Here is a 19609-nt window from a genome sequence, read left to right as displayed (position 1 = left end):
AGGGGCAAAGCCCCCTACGCTTTCAAAATATCGGCATAGGTCTTACGCAGCACATTTTTCTGCACCTTGCCCATCGTATTGCGTGGCAACTCGTCGACTACGATCACCCGCTTTGGCTGCTTGAACTTCGCCAGACTGCGCCCGACACCGTCCATGATCGCGGCTTCATCTACCGAAACGCCCGGCTGGGCGACGACAATTGCCACCACAGCTTCTCCGAAATCCTCATGCGGTACACCAATGACAGCGCTCTCCACGATGCCGGGCAGATCGTCGATCACGCCTTCGACCTCTTTTGGATAAACATTAAAGCCGCCCGTGATGATCAGGTCCTTGCTGCGCCCGACGATGGTGACATAGCCCGTCGCATCCATCATCGCGAGATCACCGGTGATGAACCACCCATCTTCACGCAATTCTTCGGCGGTTTTTTCGGGCATCTGCCAATAGCCCGCGAAAACGTTCTCCCCGCGCACTTCAAGCACCCCAATGTCGCCATCAGGTAAGGTCTCGCCGGAGTCTGGATCACAGACTTTCACCTCGACACCCGGCAGTGGCAGACCAACCGTGCCGGCCCGCCTGTCGCCATAATAAGGGTTCGATGTGTTCATGTTGGTCTCGGTCATGCCATATCGCTCTAGGATCGCGTGACCCGTGATCTCGCGCCATCGGTCATGCGTTTCCGCCAGAAGCGGCGCAGACCCGGACACAAACAACCGCATGTTCTTGGACGCGTCCGCCAGTCGCGGGTCTTTCAGAAGGCGCGTATAAAATGTGGGCACCCCCATCAGCGCTGTCGCGTTTGGCATCACCTCGATGATCGCCTCAGCATCGAATGCTGGCAGAAAAATAGCCGAACCGCCTGCCATCAATGTGACATTGGTCGCAACGAACAACCCGTGGGTATGAAAGATTGGCAGGGCGTGGATCAAAACGTCTTTTTCAGTGAAGCGCCAATAGTCCCGTAGGGTCTGACTGTTCGAGGCAAGCGCCCGATGGGTCAACATCGCGCCCTTTGATCGCCCGGTCGTGCCCGAGGTATAGAGGATCGCTGCCAAGTCCAGCGGATCGCGTGGGACCGCTTTGAAACCAGCAGGCTGCGCGTCCCGCATCTTGACCAAATTGCCGTCTTCACCTGCACCCAATGTCTGGACATGGGCAACACCTGCATGTTGGGCCACTTGGGTCAGCGCCTCGACCTTTTCCGGGTCACATACAAAGACCCGAGGCGCGGCATCACCAAGGAAATAGCCAATCTCGTCCGCAGTATAAGCTGTGTTCAATGGCAGAAAAACCCCGCCTGCCAGAACGGTGCCCACGTAAAGCTCTAACATCGCTGGTTCTTTCGGCGTTTGCACCGCCACCCGGTCACCGGGTTGCAACCCCATCCCAACCAGTGCCGCCGCCATGCGTTCCGCATTGGCCCAGAACACGCCATAGCTTGTCGTTTTTCCGCTGCGCCCGTCGATCAGGAAGGTTGCGTCATGCCGCCCATCTGAAGCCATGGAAATGGCGCGGGCAAGGTGGTTTTCTTCGTACATCATTTCCTCCTGACAGCATGTGCGGATTAGCCTTGAGGAACTCTCGGGTCAATCGGTCCGTTTCGCCCAAATTGCCGCAACCCGAATTAGGGCAACACGATACCTACTCTTCAAAGGGTTCAACCAATTGCGGCCCTGTTGCACGGTTTGAGTTCACTTCGGTCGATACCCTGTGCATCCTCAGCGCGCCATCCTCAGGCGGCATCATCAACTTTGCGGCGCCGTGCCCGTCCTCGCCCAGCCACTTGCCCCAATGCGCTTGTTTGATGATCACCGGGCAGCGGTGGTGAATATCGGACAAGGGGGATGGCGCATTGGTTGTCACGATTGCAAAGGTCGACAAGACCTCGCCCGCATCCTCCCAATCTTGCCATATCCCGGCACAGAACAGAGGCTTACCGTCAGAACTGCGAACGAAATAGGGTAGTTTCTTATCGCCAGAGCGTTCCCATTCGTAAAACCCATCCATTGGGACGAGGCACCTTCGCGCGCGGCACGCCTCGCGAAACGCTGGTTTTTCGGCGATGGTTTCGGCCCGCGCGTTGATCAGCAAGGGGCCATCATTGAGAGCTTTGTACCAGCGCGGCAAGAACCCCCAGCGCATCGCGCTCAACCGGCGCGCCCCTCCCATCAGAGAGACGACCGAGACCTGTGTGGTCGGGCAGACATTGAAATTTGGGACGGTGGGCAGATTGTTCGCCGGTTGTGCCGCGAAAAGCTGCGCCATCGCATCCGGAGGCAAGGTCATGGCAATTCGTCCGCACATGCCGAAAGTCTAACTTACCTTTGACACCTTCACCAGTTTCGTCATCTTGGCAGGATGGAAAAACTATTGATATGCCTGCCCTATTTCTCGGGTTTTGGTCACACCAGACGTATTGCTGCCGCGATTGCCGAGGGCGTCGGCAAGTCCGCGCGCCTTATTGATGTTGAGGTCATGACCCAAGATGATTGGGCCGCACTCGACGCGGCAAACGCAATTATTTTCGGCGCGCCCACCTATATGGGCTCCGCCGCGGCGCGATTCAGCCAGTTTCTCGAAGAGGTCGACACAAGGTGGGAGCATGGTCTGTGGGTCGACAAAATCGCAGCCGGCTTCACGACCGCCATCCACCCGTCGGGCGACAAGCTTGCAACACTTCAACGTCTTTCCATTTATGCTGCACAAATGGGTATGATCTGGGTCGGCCAATCTGACATCGGCGCTCCGGTGAAACCAGATATGCCCGGCGTCAATCGAGACGGAAGCTGGCTGGGTCTAATGGTGACCGAGCAATTGGGCCAAGCCGACGATCTGCCGGCCGAGGATCTTGCCACTGCGCGGCGGTTCGGCGCACGTATCCTGTTGGCTACAAAGCGGTGGTCCGAAGCCTAAAGCGTTTCGAGAAAAACCTGCGACACCGGTTTTTGGCGAGACGCGCGGAACGTTGAAATGTTGAACGGTATTTCGAATGATCCCTGCCTCAGGTTTTATTCGAAACGCTTTAGAAGCCGCTCAGGGTCTCGCACAAAGGAAAACCCCCGCCATTTGCACAGCGGGGGTCATAAACCAGCCTAAGACCAACTTACTTCTGGGTAATACGCCCATCAAGCATGGGGGTCACTGGACCCATCTGGGCCATGTACTCGGCGGTGACATCGGCAAGGTCGGGGCCGAAGTCATACGCATTCTCAGCATCACGGAACATCACGAAGCCATCGCCACCGTTGCGTACAAAGTTGTTCGATACAACGCCATAAATTTTTGCGGGATCAATCGGCGCATCGCCAACCATCACGTCAGAAATCCTCTCGCCTGCTGGCTTCGACACATCAAACGTGTACTTCATACCAGCAACTTGGAGGAAACGGCCCGCGCCTTCTTCGTGTTGGCTGACGCCGTTTTCAAGCGCCTCCAAAATCGTTGCGCCAGACACTTGGAATGTCGAGAGCGTGTTCTGGAACGGAAGAACGGTCAGCACCTCGCCCATGGTCACATCGCCCGCGTCGATTGACGCGCGTATACCACCACCATTTGCAAGGGCGATCTCAATGCCTTGATCCTTCACGCGATCAAGCATTGCGTCAGCGATGATATTGCCCATGGCACACTCGACTGCGCGACACGAGCCGCGCTCTCCATCGATTGCCTCGACTGTATTGGCGACAACCTTATTGCGGATTTCATCCAGAGGCGCTGCTGCTTCAGCGATCCGTGCCACGGTACCCTCATCTTCGGCGACTCCACCGTCCATGATGATCGGCTCGCCCGAAGCCTCGGTGATGTTGCCGTCGTCGTCGAAGGTTACATTCAACTCGCCCAGAAACTTACCATAGGCATAGGCCGACACGATCGCGGTCGAGCCTACCATGGTCGGGTATGGACCTTCGGCGCGTTCATTGCTGTTGGACAACAGCGTGTTCGTGTGACCGCCAACAATAATGTCGACGCCCGTGGTTTCGGCTGCGACCTTCTGGTCAACGCCATAACCCGAGTGGCTGAGCACGATGATCTTGTTCACGCCCTCGGCGGTCAGCTTGTCGACCTCGCCCTGCACCGCGCCAACTGGGTCGGTGAAGATGACATTGGGACCGGGTGATGCCAGTTCATCCGTATCTTGCGGGGTCAGGCCTATCAGACCCAGTTTTTCGCCGCCACGCTCGATGATGGTCGACTTTGCAAGCTTTCCAGCCAGTAGTTCTTCGCCCGACACATCGGCATTTGACATTAGGACCGGGAAATCGACCGCATCCATGAAGCCGCTCAGAACCTCCGGGCCATCGTCAAACTCGTGGTTGCCCACGGTCATCGCATCATAGCCCATCTTGTTCATCATCTCGGCCGCAAGCTTGCCCTTGTAATAGGTATAAAACAGCGTGCCTTGGAATTGGTCACCGCCGTCAACAAGGATCGAGTTGTTCGACCGCGCGCGCGCCTCGGCGATGGCGCTGACCAGACGGGCTGAGCCGCCAAAGCATTCGCCTGCAGTGTTGTCTTCAGCAGAACAGCCGGAGTCGTATTTGCTGATCGGTTCAAACCGAGCGTGGAAGTCGTTGGTGTGCAAAACGGTCAGTGTATAGTCCGCAGCAGCCGTGCCAGCTGTCACAGCCAGCGCTGCAACCGTCGTCATAAAACGCATAATCATTGGGAGCCCCCTGTTATTGGTGTCTTGCGAACAGGTTGACGCGAGTCGGCCTGCCTTGTCAAAGACCACGAATTGGATGGCCGGTTAACGTAACGGGAAGATGTCGCCTTTTTCCACGTCGTGCCCAACCAAAACTCAACATGGCTTGACGAATGTGACCCTGCGCGTCACATGAAGGGCATGCAAATATACAAAATTCTACGTGCCGCCGAATGGCAGGCGTTTCAGGCAACCGGCAAGACATCGGGTGCACCAATTGACCTGACCGACGGCTTTATCCACTTCTCAACCGCCGCGCAGGCGCAGGAAACGGCCGCAAAGCATTTTGCTAACGAGGATGGGTTGGTTTTGGTGGCTTTCGAGGCTGGCGCTATGGGGGACGCATTGAAATGGGAACCCTCGCGCGGTGGGGCACTTTTCCCGCACCTCTATCGGGACCTGATGTTGTCCGAGGCCCTGTGGCATCGCGCACTGCCGCTTGGCACCGACGGGCATATCTTTCCTGAGGCCTTGGCATGAACCTGATTGAAAAGATTGCCCTAAAAGCACTTCACCAGGTTGACCCGGAACGGTCGCATGGGCTGGCGCTGATGGCGATGAAGGCCGGTATCGTGCCGCTGTCTGGCCTGGTCACAACCGACCGCATCAAGACGAGATTCTGCGGCATGGATCTTCTGAACCCGGTCGGGCTTGCGGCGGGCTATGACAAAAACGCGACTGTCGTGGACGCCTTGACCCAAGCAGGGTTTGGGTTCGTTGAGGTTGGGGCCGTGACACCCCGCCCGCAGACCGGCAACCCTAAGCCACGCTTGTTTCGGCTGACCGAAGACCAAGCCGTTATCAACCGCTTTGGCTTTAACAACGAAGGGATGGAGGCCGCCGCAGCACGCCTGACGCGCCGGTCGCGCCGCCGCCCGGTACCTGTCGGGTTGAACCTTGGAGCCAACAAAGACAGTGATGATCGCGCTGCCGACTATGTGAAGGTGTTTCAGACCTGCGGACCGTTCGTCGATTTCGCAACCGTCAACGTCAGTTCGCCCAACACCGAGAAGCTGCGCGACCTGCAAGGCGCGGATGCGCTGCGCGGTTTGTTGTCTGGCGTTCTTGCGGCCCGCGAAGGTCAGGACAAATACACGCCGATTTTCTTAAAAATCGCGCCCGACCTCAGTGACGCAGAGCTGGCCGAGGTCGCCGGCGTCGCCCAAGAGGTCAACGTCGATGCAATCATCGCCACCAATACCACCCTGTCGCGTGAAGGGTTGCAAAGCCAATACAAAAGCGAAGCTGGCGGCTTGTCTGGCCCGCCTTTGTTTGAAAAGTCGACCCGCGTAGTGGCGCGTCTGTCCGAATTGACCGATGGGAAGATGCCACTGATCGGCGTCGGCGGCATCGCCTCGGCCGAGGATGCGTATCAGAAAATCCGAGCTGGCGCGTCTATCGTGCAGCTCTACTCCTCACTGGCCTATAAAGGGCTTAGCCTTGTGGCGGAAATTGCGTTGGGTCTTGATACGCTTTTGGAACGCGACGGCTTTGGCCATGTTTCCGAGGCCGTGGGCACGGGGCGAGAGGATTGGCTATGACCGAGATTTGGCACAACCCGCGCTGTTCAAAATCACGCCAAACTCTGGCCATACTGGAAGCGCATGGCGAAGACATAACGGTGCGCCGGTATCTTGACGACGCCCCTGATGTAGCCACGTTGCGCGCCGTTCTTGCAGCCCTTGGCGTTGATCCGATCAACATCATGCGCAAAGGCGAAAATCTGTTCAAAGAGCTTGGGTTGGGTGCCGATACAGATGACGCCACTTTGATCGCCGCGATGGCATCACACCCGATCCTGATCGAGCGCCCCATCGTGATCAAAAACGGTAAAGCCCGGATGGGCCGCCCGCCCGAAAGCGTGACCGAGATCCTTTAAGCCGACGCTTCCAACGCCGGATACCGCAGGCCAAGCGTTACCCCGCGCGCGATAAACGAGATCAAAAGCGCCAGCCACAATCCGTGGTTACCCAAAAAAGGCATCAGAGTCAGAACGGCGGCAAAGTAAACCACCGCAGACGCCACCATCATGTTGCGCATGTCCGCAGTCCGCGTGGCCCCAATGAATATCCCGTCCAGCATCCAGGATGGCCACCCGACCAGTGGCGCCAGCACCATGTAGATCAGAAAGGCACGTGCCGTAGTACGCACGTCTTCCGCGGTTGTCATCAGATCAATTGCCATACCACCAAACAACAAGAAGCCCAGCGCCATCGCACAGGAAATCCCAGCCCCCCATTGGCTGGACATGATCGCGGCCCGGCGCACTCCCGCCTTATTGCGCGCGCCCAGCGCTTGCCCGACAAAGGTTTCCGCCCCAAATGCGAACCCATCCATCGCATAGGCCGCAACATTAAGAAACTGAAACAACACCTGATTGGCGGCCAGTTCGACATCTGAAAAGCGCGCACCGAAAAACATGAAGCTGGTGAATATCGCGGTCAGCAGCAGCGAACGGATCATGATATCTGAGTTCACAATAGCCATGCGGGTCAACATCTCGGGGTCCAGCACCCGCGTGCGTTCACGCCACGCCGGGTTCTGGAACGCATCGCGGCACAGCCACAGACCCAGCGCTGCCCCACCTAATTCGGCGATTAAGGTGGCAACAGCAACGCCTTCGATGCCCCAACCCAAGCCAAGAACAAACCACAGGTCGAGCCCGAGGTTGATGCCATTCATGACGACTTGCAGAACCAGAACCGATTTCGCACGCTCTAACGCGATCAGCCAACCGGTCAGCGCATAGATTGAAATCGCAAACGGCGCGCCCCAGATCCGAATGGAAAGATAGTCGTGCGCCATGCCTTCAACCTCGACTGAGGCCGGCGCTATTTGGAAGGCCGCCCAGAACAGAGGAAATTGCAACACGACAAGCGCAACACCGGCCAGTGCCGCGATCATCATGGCGCGTGTCAACATTGCCGACACCTCACCACTGCGCCCAGCCCCTTGGGCCTGTGCGGTCAATCCAGTGGTGCCCATTCTGAGAAAGCTGAACACCCAATAGAAGGTGGAGATTATGACCGCCCCGATCCCGACGGCTCCGATGGGTGCCGCTTCGCCCAGCTGCCCTATTACGCCAGTATCGACTACCCCAAGGATCGGCACGGTCACGTTCGACAGAACAATCGGCCCCGCGACCGCAAGGATGCGACGGTGCGTCAGTGCCGCAGACCGGGCGGTGGACCCGCTCATTTCGTTGGCATCAGAAAATGCCCCGTGGCCTGCGCATACAGCTTGTTGCGGTTATCCTGCCATGCCTCGACATGCACGGAAGCGTATCGCCGACCTTGGCGCACAATCCGTGCCCGCGCATAGGCATCACGCGGCAGCCCAGACCGCAGGTAATCGATTGAAAAGTCGATGGTCTTGGGCAGATAAGGCAGGTTTTCCGGCCCGAGTGTGCCGGGGTCAAGTTTGCCGGTCTCCATGTCTTCCCACAGCGATACCCAGCTCAGCTCAATCACCGCAGCGGTTTCCAGAAATGCCGCGGTAACACCGCCATGGATGGCCGGTAAAAGTGGATTGCCGATCAATTTGTCTGAATAGGGCAAGACCGCCGTCAATTCATCGCCGTGACGCTCCACTTGAATGCCCAAAAAGGTCAAGTAAGGCACGCTGTCCACAAGGGCCGACAAGGCGGCGTCTCGTCGTTTCTTGACCACCTCGACCGGTTCCGGGCGCGGGCGTTTCACGGTGCCGCTCATGGTTTGTCCCCGCCACTGATTTCCACCGAAATTTCAGTCGACCGCCGCTTGGGATCGCCATCAGCGGAAAAGGCACCGGTTGCCGTCGCCACAGGGCGGCTTTCGTCCTCGTCAAGCGCCACGGCCCGCACAAACGCCACCGAGCGGGTAACATGATAGCAAGTCGCGCGGGCGGTGATCTTCTGGCCGGGTGTGGCCGGGCGCATGTAATCAATGCGCAAATCAATCGTTGCTGTGATGGCTGGGGCGTCAGGGTGGCTCATCACGGCAGAGCCACAGCACGTGTCCATAAGCGCTGATACAGCGCCACCATGAATCACACCTGTTCGCGGATCACCGATAAATCGCGCGTCATAGGGCATCGACATCACTGCCTCTCCGTCGCCCAAATCATCCAGCGTCATACCCAAAGCGCCGCAATGCGGTATGGCTTCAGTAAATTTCCGAGCGATTTCAGCCTTCTTCTCTTGCGTCAAGCCTTTGATCATCACCCGCACTCCTTTGGTTGGGTCTGCCTTTTATTGGCCCTTGCAAATGGCGCGTCCAGCCCCTACTTTCGCAATTAAGAATTATTCTCAATTGCAAGAGCTCCCATGACCGACGCCACCGCCATCACTGCCCCGCTGGGGAAACTGCGCCCAAGGCGCTTGCTGGTGCTTGCCATCTTGGCTGTCTTGGCATTGGCACCTGGCCATCTTGGCGAACTGACACGAGAGCTGATGACCGACGCCTATGTGCAAGTGTCGGTGTTCGTTGCGGCGACCTTGTTAATCTTCTATGGCGCGGAGCGGCTGTTCAACTTCGATATTGGCGAAAGCCTGTCCAAGGCGCGGGGTGCGCAAGTGCCGCTGGCGGCGCTGCTTGGCACGACCCCGGGTTGCGGAGGCGCTGTGGTTGTGGTCGCGGCCTATAGCTCGGGCCATGTCGGCTTTGGTGCGGTGGTTGCCACCTTGACCGCCACAATGGGCGATGCGGCGTTCTTTTTGATCGCAACCCGTCCCGACGCAGCCCTTGTCGTTCTGCCCTTGTCGCTGGTTGTCGGGATCTTATCGGGCTGGCTGGTCGATTATTTCCACAAGGTTGAATATCGTGCGGGCAATCTTGCCAGCTGTGACCTTGCGCCCCTGATCGGCCGCACCCGGCCGCAAGACATTGCATACCTGCTTCTGGCCGTTCCCGGCTTCATTGTGGGTGCGGCGCAACTTGCGCAGGTTGAGATCAACCATATCCTTGGCGTTCCAGTCCAATGGCTGGCATTGACCGGCACCTTTCTGGGGCTGACCATCTGGGCCACATCAAAACTGGCGGCGATGACCAACGCCAAAGACAGCCCAGTTACCAGGATGGCCGAAGAAACGAGCTTCATCTCGGTGTGGGTAATTGGGGCTTATCTGGCCTATGACTATGTTGCCGAATTCGCGGGGCTCGACATTGAACTGCTGTTCCAGTCCATTGCACCCTTGTTGCCACTGATGGCCATTCTCGTTGGCTTGATCCCCGGATGTGGCCCGCAAGTGCTGGTGGCCACCCTGTTCCTAAACGGTGTCATTCCGTTTTCGGCTCTGGTCGGCAATGCGATCTCGAACGACGGCGATGCGCTGTTCCCGGCCATAGCGCTGAACCCAAAGGCCGCCGTAATGGCCACGCTCTATTCAACTATCCCTGCGCTGATCGTGGCCTATACCTTCTATTTCCTGGCCCCCGGCTTCATGAATTGACGCCAAAGGCGCAGAAGCATGCGTCAGCCCAATTGCACGCCCAGCGCCGGTCCTCTAGGTTGATTGTTATCTAGACTGGAAATGGGGCCCAGATGACCGAAGACCGCCTGACCTTCAAGGAAATGTGCGCGAAGTTCGACGTGACCCCGCGCACGCTCAGATATTACGAATACATAGAGCTTCTGAGCCCCGAAAAGGAAGGTCGCGCCCGGTTCTATGCCCCGCGCGAGGTCGCGCGCATGACGCTGATTCTCAGAGGACGCCGGTTTGGGTTCTCTTTGGAAGAGCTTCGGCAGTGGCTTTTGATCTATGACGAAAAGGGCACCGAGGCCCAGAACCGCGCCTGGGTGGAGCTTGCCGACCGCCAGTTGGGTGATCTGCGCAAACAGCAAGCGGAGTTGGTAGACAGCATCACTGATCTGCAAAAACTGCGAGATGATGTGGCCAATGCGCTGGACTAAACAGCGCTGATTCTCCTTATTTCGTTCAGGTTTCCGTTAATTTGCGCCGAAAAACGAATTTTCAGCTAACCCTACGGAACCTCATTTCTCCTTAAAAAACATGCCCTTGCGTAATGCAGGGTATTTTCCGACGTTACGTAACGACAAGAAATGCTCTGACGCCACGTTACATTTACGTTAACGTAAACTTATATTGTATGACATGCTGGTCAGACGACACGACCGGCGTCGGGTAAAGATTGGAGCTAGTATGACCGACGAACTTATGACCATTCGGCAAATGTGTGATGCCTTCGAGGTGACAGCTAGGACGCTGCGATTTTATGAAGCGAAAGAGCTGATCGCGCCCATTCGTGAGGGCCAGAAGCGACTTTTCACCAAACGTGATCGCGCGCGCTTAAAACTGATCCTGCGCGGCAAGCGTTTCGGGTTCTCATTGGAAGAGATCCGCCAGTTGCTGGACCTTTATGATCGGGGTGATCAGCAGAAGACACAGCTGAAACGCACCTATGACGTGGCCCAGGGACATCTTGAGGACCTGAAGCGTCAACGGGCCGAATTGGATGACGCCATCGATGATCTGACAAATCAATTGCAATGGGTGAACGACAAGATCGCTTCACTTGACGATGACCAATAAGACCTAAGACAAGGACGACCTCTATGCCCAGCTACACCGCACCGACCAAGGACATGGCCTTCCTGCTGCACGAAGTGCTCAAGGCGGAAAAACTGAACATTCCCGGTTACGATGAACTGGAGCCTGACTTCACAGGTGCTGTTCTGGAAGAAGCCGGAAAAGTCGCCAGTGAAGTGCTGACACCGCTGAACGTTGCCGGCGATAAGGAAGGCTGCCGGCTGGAAAACGGCGTCGTCTATACACCCAAGGGGTTCAAAGGCGCGTTTGAGCAGATGAAAGAGGGCGGCTGGACCGGTCTGGACATGCCAGAAGAATTTGGCGGCCAGAACATGCCGGTGTTGCTGGGCACTGCTGTGGGCGAGATGTTTTCCGCCGCGAACCAAGCCTTCACCATGTATCAGGGCCTGACCCACGGCGCGGCCTCGGCCATTCTGGCGCACGGCACAGACGAGCAGAAGGCAACCTATCTGCCCAAAATGGTCAGCTGCGAATGGACCGGCACCATGAACCTGACCGAACCGCATTGCGGCACCGATCTGGGTTTGATGCGGACCAAGGCCGAACCGCAGGACGATGGGAGCTATAAGGTATCGGGCCAAAAGATCTTCATCTCGGCCGGCGATCATGACATGTCCGACAACGTTATCCACCTTGTGCTGGCAAAAATCCCCGGCGGGCCTGATGGCATCAAGGGCGTGTCCCTGTTCATCGTGCCCAAGTTCAACGTGAACGACGATGGCTCGGTCGGCTCGCGCAACGGCGTCAGTGTCGGCAATATCGAGCACAAGATGGGTATCCACGGCAATTCGACCTGCGTCATGAACTATGACGAGGCGACCGGTTACCTGCTGGGTGATATGCACAAAGGCATGCGCGCCATGTTCACCATGATGAACGAGGCCCGTTTGGGCGTTGCTATGCAAGGTCTGGCGCAAGCCGAGGCCGCGTATCAGAACGCCGTAATTTATGCCAAAGACCGCCTGCAAGGCCGTGATGTAACCGGTGTGAAAAACCCAGATGGACCAGCCGATCCGTTGATTGTGCATCCGGATATCCGCCGCTCGCTTATGGATCAGAAAAGCTTCGTCGAAGGCGCGCGTGGCTTCCTGCTGTGGGGCGCTTTGCTGATTGATCAGGCGCATCGGTCGAACGACGATCAGGCAGACGGCCTGATCAGCCTGATGACGCCTGTTCTGAAAGGTTTCCTGACCGATCAGGGCTTCGACATGACCGTATTGGCCCAGCAGGTCTATGGCGGCCATGGCTACATCGAAGAACACGGCATGAGCCAGTTCGTTCGCGATGCCCGCATCGCGCAGATCTACGAAGGCGCAAATGGCGTTCAGGCTCTGGACCTTGTTGGTCGCAAACTGGCAGCCGATGGCGGCAAGCATGTCATGGCATTCTTTGACCTGATTAAGTCCTATTGCAAGGAACAGGGCGACGACGAAGCGATGAAGGATTTCATCGAGCCGTTGAAAACCGCCTCTAAGCACCTGCAGGCTGCGTCGATGTTCTTCATGCAAAACGGTATGAAAAACCCCAACCATGCGCTGGCTGGCAGCTATGATTTCATGCATCTGTTTGGCCACGTCTGCCTTGGCTATGCATGGGCACAGCAGGCACGTGCTGCGCTGGACGCCCTTGCAAACGGTGCGGCTGACGCCACGTTCTATGAGACCAAGTTGGCAACTGCACGCTACTATATGGCGCGCCGCCTGCCCGCCACGGGTATGCATCTTGCTCGGATCGAAAGCGGCGCGGACACTGTGATGGCGCTTGACGCGGACGCGTTCTGAGCCAGACCAACCGAACAAGGAGAGATCATGCCGAAACGTTTCAAACTGACCCGTCGCTTTCCCTGCGCAATGACAGAGGATGGCTATCGTCGACTGAAGCGTTTCGCGCGTGAGGCAGGGCTTGATGAAGGTGAAGCCCTGTCGTTCCTCTTTGAGCATTTTGACAGTGTAACGGACCAAGAAAATCTTACGGCCCGTCTGCGGCTGTTCAACTCTGAACTGGACGCACGCAAACGCTGATGCGGACCACGTTCAACGGGAGGGAACGATGACGATCAAACTCTATTGCTTTGGTGAAAGCGGAAACGCCTACAAGGCCGCACTGACGCTGGAATTGTCCGAAATGGCATGGGAACCCGTCTTCGTCGACTTCTTCAATGGCGAAAGCCGCAGCCCCGAGTTTCTGGCCTTGAACCCGATGGGCGAAGTGCCGGTGATGATCGACGGCGATGTGACCCTGTCGCAATCGGGTGTCATTCAGGACTACGTATCCTCGAAATCAGGCAAACTGGGCGGACGCAGTGCCGCCGAACGTCGAGAAATCCTGCGCTGGCAGTTCTGGGACAACCACAAAATGTCGTCTGTCGCGGGCAACACTCGGTTCTTGATGAACTTCCTGCCCGAGGATAAACGCCCGGCCGAAGTGATCGCCTTCAATCAGGCCCGGCTCAAGTCGGCCTACAAAGTGCTAGAGGGCGAGCTGTCCCAACGCGACTGGCTGGTCGGTGACCAAATTACGCTCGCTGACATTTCCTGCGCTGGATACCTGTTTTACCCTGAACCCTTCGGCTTTGACCGTGCCGAATGGCCCGCTATCGACGCCTGGCTGACCCGCATTTCGGAAACGCCCGGCTGGAAACACCCCTATGACCTGATGCCCGGTTCCCCTGCGGACCGCGCGTGATCTCGAAAGGACGAATGATGACCGACGCCTATATCTATGACGCCGTGCGCACCCCGCGTGGCAAAGGCAAAAAAGACGGCACCTTGCACGAGGTGACGGCTGTGCGCCTGTCCGCGCTGGCACTGAATGCCTTGAAAGAGCGGAACAACCTTGAAGGCCATGTCGTCGAGGATGTGATCTGGGGCAACGTCACCCAAGTGGGTGAACAAGGTGCCTGTTTGGCCCGCTCTTCGGTTCTGTATTCCGATCTGGACGAACGCATTCCGGGCGTGTCTATCAACCGCTTCTGCGCCTCTGGCCTGGAAGCTGTGAACATGGCCGCCAACCAAGTCAAAGGTGGTGCGGGCGACGCATATATCGCCGGTGGCGTGGAAAGCATGAGCCGCGTGCCCATGGGCATGGACGGTGGCGCGATTGCTGCTGATCCGCATCTGGCTATGAAAGCCTATTTCGTGCCGCAGGGCATCTCGGCTGACATCATCGCAACTGAGTACGGCTTCTCGCGTGATGACTGTGACGCTTACGCTGTCGAAAGCCAGAAACGTGCCGCCGCAGCGCGGGCCGATGGTCGTTTCAAGTCCATCGTTCCAGTCAAAGACCAAAACGGTCTGGAAATCATGTCGCAAGACGAGATGATTCGCGAAACCACAATGCAGACATTGGGTGGACTGAACCCGTCGTTCAAAGCGATGGGCGAGGCAATGCCGGGCTTTGACGCTGTGGCATTGCTGAAATATCCGCACTTGGAGCGCATCAACCACGTGCACCACGCTGGCAACTCATCGGGCATCGCGGACGGCTCTGCGGCCATCCTGATCGGCAACAAAGAGTTCGGCGAACGCCACGGGTTGAAACCGCGCGCACGCGTGAAGGCGACGTCCAAAGTTGGGACAGATCCGACGATCATGTTGACCGGCCCGGTTCCCGCGACCGAGCGTGTATTGCAGGCCGCTGGCATGAACTTCGGCGACATCGATCTGTTCGAAGTGAACGAAGCTTTTGCCTCAGTCGTTCTGCGCTTCATCCAAGCGTTTGATGCGGACACGAACAAGGTGAACGTGAACGGCGGTGCCATCGCCATGGGTCACCCGCTGGGTGGCACTGGCGCGATGATCCTCAGCGCGCTGCTGGACGAGATGGAGCGGGCCGACAAGGAAACCGGTCTGGCCACACTGTGCATCGGCTCAGGCATGGGTGCCGCAACCATCATCGAACGGGTCTAAGCATGATCATCCGCAAAGACAGTGTTGCACCAACAGTATCCAAGGGCACCTACCCGGCGCCGTATACCCTGCCGGCTGGCCGCTTGATGTGGCAGGCCTTGGGGGATGCTGGCGGTCTGACGCAATATGGTGTTTCACTTGAAACGCTGCATCCCGGCGCTGTCAGCTCGCAAATGCATTGGGAGGATCGTGAAGACGAATTCCTTTACATGCTGGCGGGCGAGTTGACCGTAATTGAGGATGGCGAAGAGGCCATTGTCACTCAAGGTGATGCCTGCGCTTGGAAAGCGAACACCAAGGTTGCGCATCAGTTGCGCAATCACAGTGATGCGGATGCGACTTACCTGATCATAGGCACGCGAGATCCTGAAAACACTTGCCATTATCCCGGATTGGACATGCTGGCCACACCTGCGGGCTACACACATCTGGATGGAACAAAATACCCTCAAAAGGGAGACGACCAATGACCGACTTCACAATGAAAACAGACGCAGATGGCGTCGCAACCATCACCTGGGATGTGCCCGGGAAGTCCATGAACGTGCTGTCCTATGACGCGTTGCGCGAATTGGACGCTCATATCGACACCGTTTTGTCGGATGACACGATCAAAGGCGCAATCATCACTTCAGCGAAGAAAGACTTTGCTGGCGGTATGGACCTAAACGTGATCGCGCAGATGAAATCGGACGCGGGCGACAACCCGGCAAAGGGCCTGTTTGACGGTGTCATGGGGATGCACGGCGTGCTGCGCAAAATCGAACGCGCGGGCATGGACGCTAAGACCAACAAAGGCGGCAAGCCTATTGTCGCCGCCCTGCCCGGCATCGCGCTTGGCATTGGTCTGGAAATCCCGCTGTCGTGTCACCGCATCATTGCGGCCGACAATCCCAAGGCCAAGATCGGCCTCCCAGAGATCATGGTCGGCATCTTCCCCGGCGCCGGTGGCACCACGCGACTGGTTCGCAAAATGGGCGCGATGGCGGCGGCGCCGTTCCTTTTGGAAGGCAAAACCGTTTCACCTGAGAAAGCCAAATCTGCGGGTCTGATCGACGAGGTTGTGCCAGCAGATGAGCTGCAAGCCCGTGCGAAAGATTGGGTAATGAACGCAACCGATGCGGACATCGTGAAACCGTGGGATGCCAAGGGCTATAAAATGCCCGGCGGCGCGCCTTATCACCCCGCTGGTTTCCAAACCTTCGTTGGCGCTGCTGCAATGATCCACGGCAAAACCAATGGCGTCTATCCGGCGGCGAAAGCTCTGCTGGCTGCCGTTTACGAAGGCGCAATGGTGCCCTTCGATGACGCCCTGCGTGTGGAATGCCGTTGGTTCGTGAACGTTCTGATGAACCCGTCATCTAGCGCCATGATCCGCTCGCTTTTCATCAACAAACAGGCTTTGGAAAAAGGCGCTGTGCGTCCGAAAGACGTGGATGATCAGTCGGTTAAGAAAGTCGGCGTGCTGGGTGCAGGCATGATGGGGGCCGGCATCGCGCTGGTATCGGCCATGGCCGGGATGGAGGTCGTTTTGATCGACCAAACCCAAGAAGCTGCGGATCGCGGCAAGGCATATTCAGAGGGTTATCTGGACAAAGGCATCGCCCGCAAGAAAGCCACGCCCGAAAAGAAAGAGGCCGTGCTGTCCGCCATCACCGCCACCACTGATCTGGACGCTCTGAAAGGTGCTGATCTTATCATCGAAGCGGTCTTTGAAGACGTGGGCGTGAAAGCCGAGATGACCAAAAAGGTCGAGGCCGTCGTGGGCGAAGATTGCATCTATGCCACCAACACCTCAACCCTGCCGATCACCGAGCTGGCGAAAGCCTCGGCCCGGCCCGATCAGTTCATCGGCATCCACTTCTTCAGCCCGGTTGAGCGCATGATGCTGGTCGAGATCATCAAGGGTAAAGAAACTGGCGGACGTGCTGTGGCCAAGGCGCTTGACTATGTGCGTCAGATCCGCAAAACGCCGATTGTCGTCAACGACGCGCGCTTCTTCTACTGCAATCGCTGCATCATCCCATACATCAACGAAGGCATGCGCATGGTTGGCGAAGGTGTATCCCCGGCGCTGGTCGAAGGGGCCGCAAAACTGCTGGGCTTCCCGGTGGGACCGCTGCAACTGGTGGACGAAACCTCGATCGATCTGGGCGTGAAGATCGCCAAAGCCACGAAAGCGGCGATGGGCGACAACTACCCGGATGCTGCGGTCGACGACATCATCTTCTGGATGGCCGACGAGGGCCGATTGGGCCGTAAGTCGAACGCAGGTTTCTATAACTATGACGACAAAGGCAAACGCACAGGTCTATGGGAAGGTCTTGGCGACAAATTCCAACTGGCCGACGATCAGCCTGACCTCACCGAAGTGAAACATCGCCTGATGATGAGCCAGGTTCTGGAAGCTGTCCGTGCACTGGAAGAAGGCGTGTTGGAAGACATCCGCGAAGGCGACGTGGGTGCGATTCTGGCTTGGGGCTTTGCCCCTTGGTCCGGCGGCCCGTTCAGCTGGCTCGACATGATCGGTGCGGGCAAAGCAGTGGAAATCTGCGACGACCTGACCAACGCACAAGGCGCGCGGTTCACGACCCCTGCCCTTCTGCGTGATCTGGCGGACAAAGGCGATACGTTCTACGGCCGCTTCGACAGCGCGCAAGACGCGGCTTGACCTTAAGTGACGATGCAGCCCAAGGATAACCTTGGGCTGCCATTCTTGACCGCTTCTTCTGGCTCGAAATATCCTGGGGTGAATGCGCCTTGGCGCAGAGGGGCAAAGCCCCTTCCCCCTAACTTACCCGCGAGCCCACACCCTTAAAAGTTATAGGAAAACCGCCGAATATCCGGCGCGCACACGTCGGCGACAAGGGCGGCATCATCGTCATTGTAATAGCTGCGATAATCCGCGCGCCGGTCGGACCTGTTCTCATGCGGCATGGGACCCAGCGAAAACCCCAGATGTGTTTCAAACGGCGCCAAATCCTCTGGTAATGCTTCCATCCGCGCAAACAGGTCGCAGCGCTCCTGCCCGTTCTGATCTGTCACGTAAGACCCCAAAGGCGACCCTGCGAAGCTGTCAATCGTGTGTTGATGGTTCAGAAACTCTGAAAATGTCAGCGCATGCGCCAGATCGACCGCTGGATGATCAAAATGCTGCGCTTTGAGCCAGTGGTAATAGCTGACCAACCGGTCCCACGGATTTCGGACGAGCGTTATGACGAAGTAGTCCTCAATCTGCTCCTGCGTCACCGGCCCATAGATATCGCGCAGCTTGGAGTGTTTCCACAGCCGACCAGAGGACGCAACGTGCGTCATCCGTTTGCGCCGATTGACCGCTTTGGGCGTATCCCCCAGCATGATGTCGTCTTTCATCGCCCGAGCTTCCAGAGCCAGTGCAAGCGATGTCCCCCCGGTTTTAGGCGGATGAATGAAAATGTATCGACGACCGTGCGAAATGATCATGGGGCGATATTAGCGGGAATTCAGGACGGGTGCGAGCGCAGTGAAATGACAGTGCCCGAAACGACAATCAACGCCATTCCCAAAATGGCCTGGACCGGGATTACTTCGCCGAACAGCACAAAACTCCAACCGGCTACGAAAGCCAAAAGTGAATATTCGTATATGGCGACCTGCGCAGCATCCCCAAGCTGATAGGCTTTGAAAACCAGCCCAACCGCGATCAGCGAACCGATGGCTTGCAGCACCGTCAGACCAAGCCCAAGTGGCGTGGGCCATACAAGGCCACGCAACAAAAACCCCTCCGATCCGGCAGGAACGTCAAATGCCCCAAGCGTGGTGACGATTGTACCAATCAACCCGAACACCCCTAATGCCAGGAAGAAGTAAAGCAACATCGACAGCGCGCTTTCCCCGTCGCACCATTGCCGCGTTGCAATCCCCCCGATGGCATAGAAAAATCCTGCCGTCATCGGAACAAGGGCGACGGTGTTTACGCCATTCTCAAACGGATTCAGGACGATCAAAACCCCTGCAAACCCTATCAGCGCCGCCGTGATACGCGTCAAACCGACAGGTTGGCCGAGGAAGACGGCCGAGATCAGCATGACCCAGATTGGCGCGGTAAACAGCCCGGCAGCCACTTGTCCGATTGGCAAGAACCCCAAGCAGCCAAAATAGATCAGCATGGCAAAGGCCGCGAACCCGCCGCGCACGGCGACGGCCCATCGGCGCTTGGGCCGGAGTTGCGCATGGCCCAAAAGCGCTAAAGCGCCCAGTATTCCAACCGCCAACACTGTCCGCATCAGGTGAAATTGCCACAAGCCCAGATCCTGTGCGATCATCGCAACGAAGTTATCCAGAAACCCAAGCAAGAACATCGCAAGGCAAATAACGCTTGCCGCTTGAAGAGTTCGATTGCCTGACATGTCGCTTTTAGTCCGTTTTTCGCGTGTTCAAGGCATTGACCACGCGGTGGTCGTTCTGGTC

General features: G+C 57.4%; 21 protein-coding genes. 13 read left to right on the top strand and 8 right to left on the bottom strand.

Going from position 1 to position 19609, the window contains the following annotated elements:
• Positions 1–14: 14 nt before the first annotated feature.
• Both K3556_RS04790 and K3556_RS04785 read right to left on the bottom strand, forming a co-directional pair.
• A complete protein-coding gene (locus K3556_RS04790) occupies positions 15–1541 on the bottom strand; it encodes a malonate--CoA ligase (protein WP_260518592.1) in 1527 nt (508 codons plus the stop codon).
• A gap of 103 nt (positions 1542–1644) precedes the next feature.
• Entirely contained in the window at positions 1645–2307 is a 663-nt protein-coding gene (locus tag K3556_RS04785) for an SOS response-associated peptidase (protein ID WP_260518591.1), read from the bottom strand.
• A 54-nt stretch (positions 2308–2361) separates the two neighbouring features.
• Here K3556_RS04785 and K3556_RS04780 point away from each other — a divergent pair, with 54 nt between their 5' ends.
• A complete protein-coding gene (locus K3556_RS04780; protein WP_260518590.1) occupies positions 2362–2916 on the top strand; it encodes a flavodoxin family protein in 555 nt (184 codons plus the stop codon).
• 190 nt (positions 2917–3106) lie between these two features.
• On the opposite strand, the gene K3556_RS04775 is transcribed toward K3556_RS04780, so the two are convergent.
• Positions 3107–4666, bottom strand: coding sequence for a bifunctional metallophosphatase/5'-nucleotidase (locus K3556_RS04775; protein ID WP_260518589.1), 1560 nt, complete (start codon positions 4664–4666; stop codon positions 3107–3109).
• A 180-nt stretch (positions 4667–4846) separates the two neighbouring features.
• Between K3556_RS04775 and K3556_RS04770 the strand changes: the two genes are divergently transcribed.
• The 3 genes from K3556_RS04770 to arsC are packed head-to-tail and all read left to right on the top strand — an operon-like array spanning position 4847 to position 6584.
• Entirely contained in the window at positions 4847–5185 is a 339-nt protein-coding gene (locus K3556_RS04770) for a DUF952 domain-containing protein (RefSeq protein WP_260518588.1), read from the top strand.
• On the top strand, positions 5182–6246 hold the full coding sequence (locus tag K3556_RS04765) for a quinone-dependent dihydroorotate dehydrogenase (RefSeq protein ID WP_260518587.1): 1065 nt from the start codon (positions 5182–5184) through the stop codon (positions 6244–6246). Before K3556_RS04770 ends, K3556_RS04765 begins: the two co-directional genes overlap by 4 nt.
• Positions 6243–6584, top strand: coding sequence for an arsenate reductase (glutaredoxin) (arsC, locus tag K3556_RS04760; RefSeq protein WP_260518586.1), 342 nt, complete (start codon positions 6243–6245; stop codon positions 6582–6584). The genes K3556_RS04765 and arsC overlap by 4 nt, the downstream gene beginning before the upstream one ends.
• Here arsC and K3556_RS04755 read toward each other — a convergent pair.
• The 3 genes from K3556_RS04755 to K3556_RS04745 are packed head-to-tail and all read right to left on the bottom strand — an operon-like array spanning position 6581 to position 8903.
• On the bottom strand, positions 6581–7903 hold the full coding sequence (locus tag K3556_RS04755) for an MATE family efflux transporter (protein WP_260518585.1): 1323 nt from the start codon (positions 7901–7903) through the stop codon (positions 6581–6583). The two genes, arsC and K3556_RS04755, sit on opposite strands and share 4 nt — an antisense overlap.
• The gene (locus K3556_RS04750; protein ID WP_260519172.1) at positions 7900–8403 is read right to left on the bottom strand and encodes a PaaI family thioesterase; all 504 of its coding nucleotides are present in this window, start codon (positions 8401–8403) and stop codon (positions 7900–7902) included. Before K3556_RS04750 ends, K3556_RS04755 begins: the two co-directional genes overlap by 4 nt.
• Before the next feature lie 8 nt (positions 8404–8411).
• Positions 8412–8903, bottom strand: coding sequence for a PaaI family thioesterase (locus K3556_RS04745; protein WP_260518584.1), 492 nt, complete (start codon positions 8901–8903; stop codon positions 8412–8414).
• A 105-nt stretch (positions 8904–9008) separates the two neighbouring features.
• On the opposite strand from K3556_RS04745, the gene K3556_RS04740 reads away from it, so the two are divergent.
• The 9 genes from K3556_RS04740 to K3556_RS04700 all read left to right on the top strand — a co-directional run bounded on the left by K3556_RS04740 (position 9009) and on the right by K3556_RS04700 (position 17831).
• Positions 9009–10133 (top strand): putative manganese transporter, encoded by a 1125-nt coding sequence (locus K3556_RS04740; RefSeq protein ID WP_260518583.1) that lies wholly within the window; start codon positions 9009–9011, stop codon positions 10131–10133.
• Positions 10134–10225: 92 nt separating this feature from the next.
• On the top strand, positions 10226–10594 hold the full coding sequence (locus K3556_RS04735; RefSeq protein ID WP_260518582.1) for a MerR family transcriptional regulator: 369 nt from the start codon (positions 10226–10228) through the stop codon (positions 10592–10594).
• Positions 10595–10844: 250 nt separating this feature from the next.
• Positions 10845–11234: a MerR family transcriptional regulator gene (locus K3556_RS04730; RefSeq protein ID WP_260518581.1), complete on the top strand. Its 390-nt coding sequence runs from the start codon at positions 10845–10847 to the stop codon at positions 11232–11234.
• 23 nt (positions 11235–11257) lie between these two features.
• The gene (locus K3556_RS04725) at positions 11258–13033 is read left to right on the top strand and encodes an acyl-CoA dehydrogenase C-terminal domain-containing protein (protein WP_260518580.1); all 1776 of its coding nucleotides are present in this window, start codon (positions 11258–11260) and stop codon (positions 13031–13033) included.
• 27 nt (positions 13034–13060) lie between these two features.
• Entirely contained in the window at positions 13061–13273 is a 213-nt protein-coding gene (locus K3556_RS04720) for a hypothetical protein (RefSeq protein WP_260518579.1), read from the top strand.
• 28 nt (positions 13274–13301) lie between these two features.
• Positions 13302–13937, top strand: a complete 636-nt coding sequence (locus K3556_RS04715) for a glutathione S-transferase family protein (protein WP_260518578.1) — start codon at positions 13302–13304, stop codon at positions 13935–13937.
• A 17-nt stretch (positions 13938–13954) separates the two neighbouring features.
• Positions 13955–15160, top strand: coding sequence for an acetyl-CoA C-acetyltransferase (locus tag K3556_RS04710; RefSeq protein WP_260518577.1), 1206 nt, complete (start codon positions 13955–13957; stop codon positions 15158–15160).
• Positions 15161–15162: 2 nt separating this feature from the next.
• On the top strand, positions 15163–15630 hold the full coding sequence (locus K3556_RS04705; protein WP_260518576.1) for a cupin domain-containing protein: 468 nt from the start codon (positions 15163–15165) through the stop codon (positions 15628–15630).
• The gene (locus K3556_RS04700) at positions 15627–17831 is read left to right on the top strand and encodes a 3-hydroxyacyl-CoA dehydrogenase NAD-binding domain-containing protein (protein ID WP_260518575.1); all 2205 of its coding nucleotides are present in this window, start codon (positions 15627–15629) and stop codon (positions 17829–17831) included. The genes K3556_RS04705 and K3556_RS04700 overlap by 4 nt, the downstream gene beginning before the upstream one ends.
• Before the next feature lie 143 nt (positions 17832–17974).
• Here K3556_RS04700 and K3556_RS04695 read toward each other — a convergent pair whose 3' ends face one another.
• Both K3556_RS04695 and K3556_RS04690 read right to left on the bottom strand, forming a co-directional pair.
• The gene (locus K3556_RS04695; protein WP_260518574.1) at positions 17975–18622 is read right to left on the bottom strand and encodes a sulfotransferase family protein; all 648 of its coding nucleotides are present in this window, start codon (positions 18620–18622) and stop codon (positions 17975–17977) included.
• A 20-nt stretch (positions 18623–18642) separates the two neighbouring features.
• The gene (locus K3556_RS04690; RefSeq protein ID WP_260518573.1) at positions 18643–19548 is read right to left on the bottom strand and encodes a DMT family transporter; all 906 of its coding nucleotides are present in this window, start codon (positions 19546–19548) and stop codon (positions 18643–18645) included.
• Between the last annotated feature and the right edge of the window lie 61 nt (positions 19549–19609).

The organism is Aliiroseovarius sp. M344 (assembly GCF_025140835.1).
Lineage (GTDB): Bacteria > Pseudomonadota > Alphaproteobacteria > Rhodobacterales > Rhodobacteraceae > Aliiroseovarius.
The sequence above is the reverse complement of the archived record's forward strand: the minus strand, read 5'-3'. Positions and strand labels throughout refer to the sequence as shown.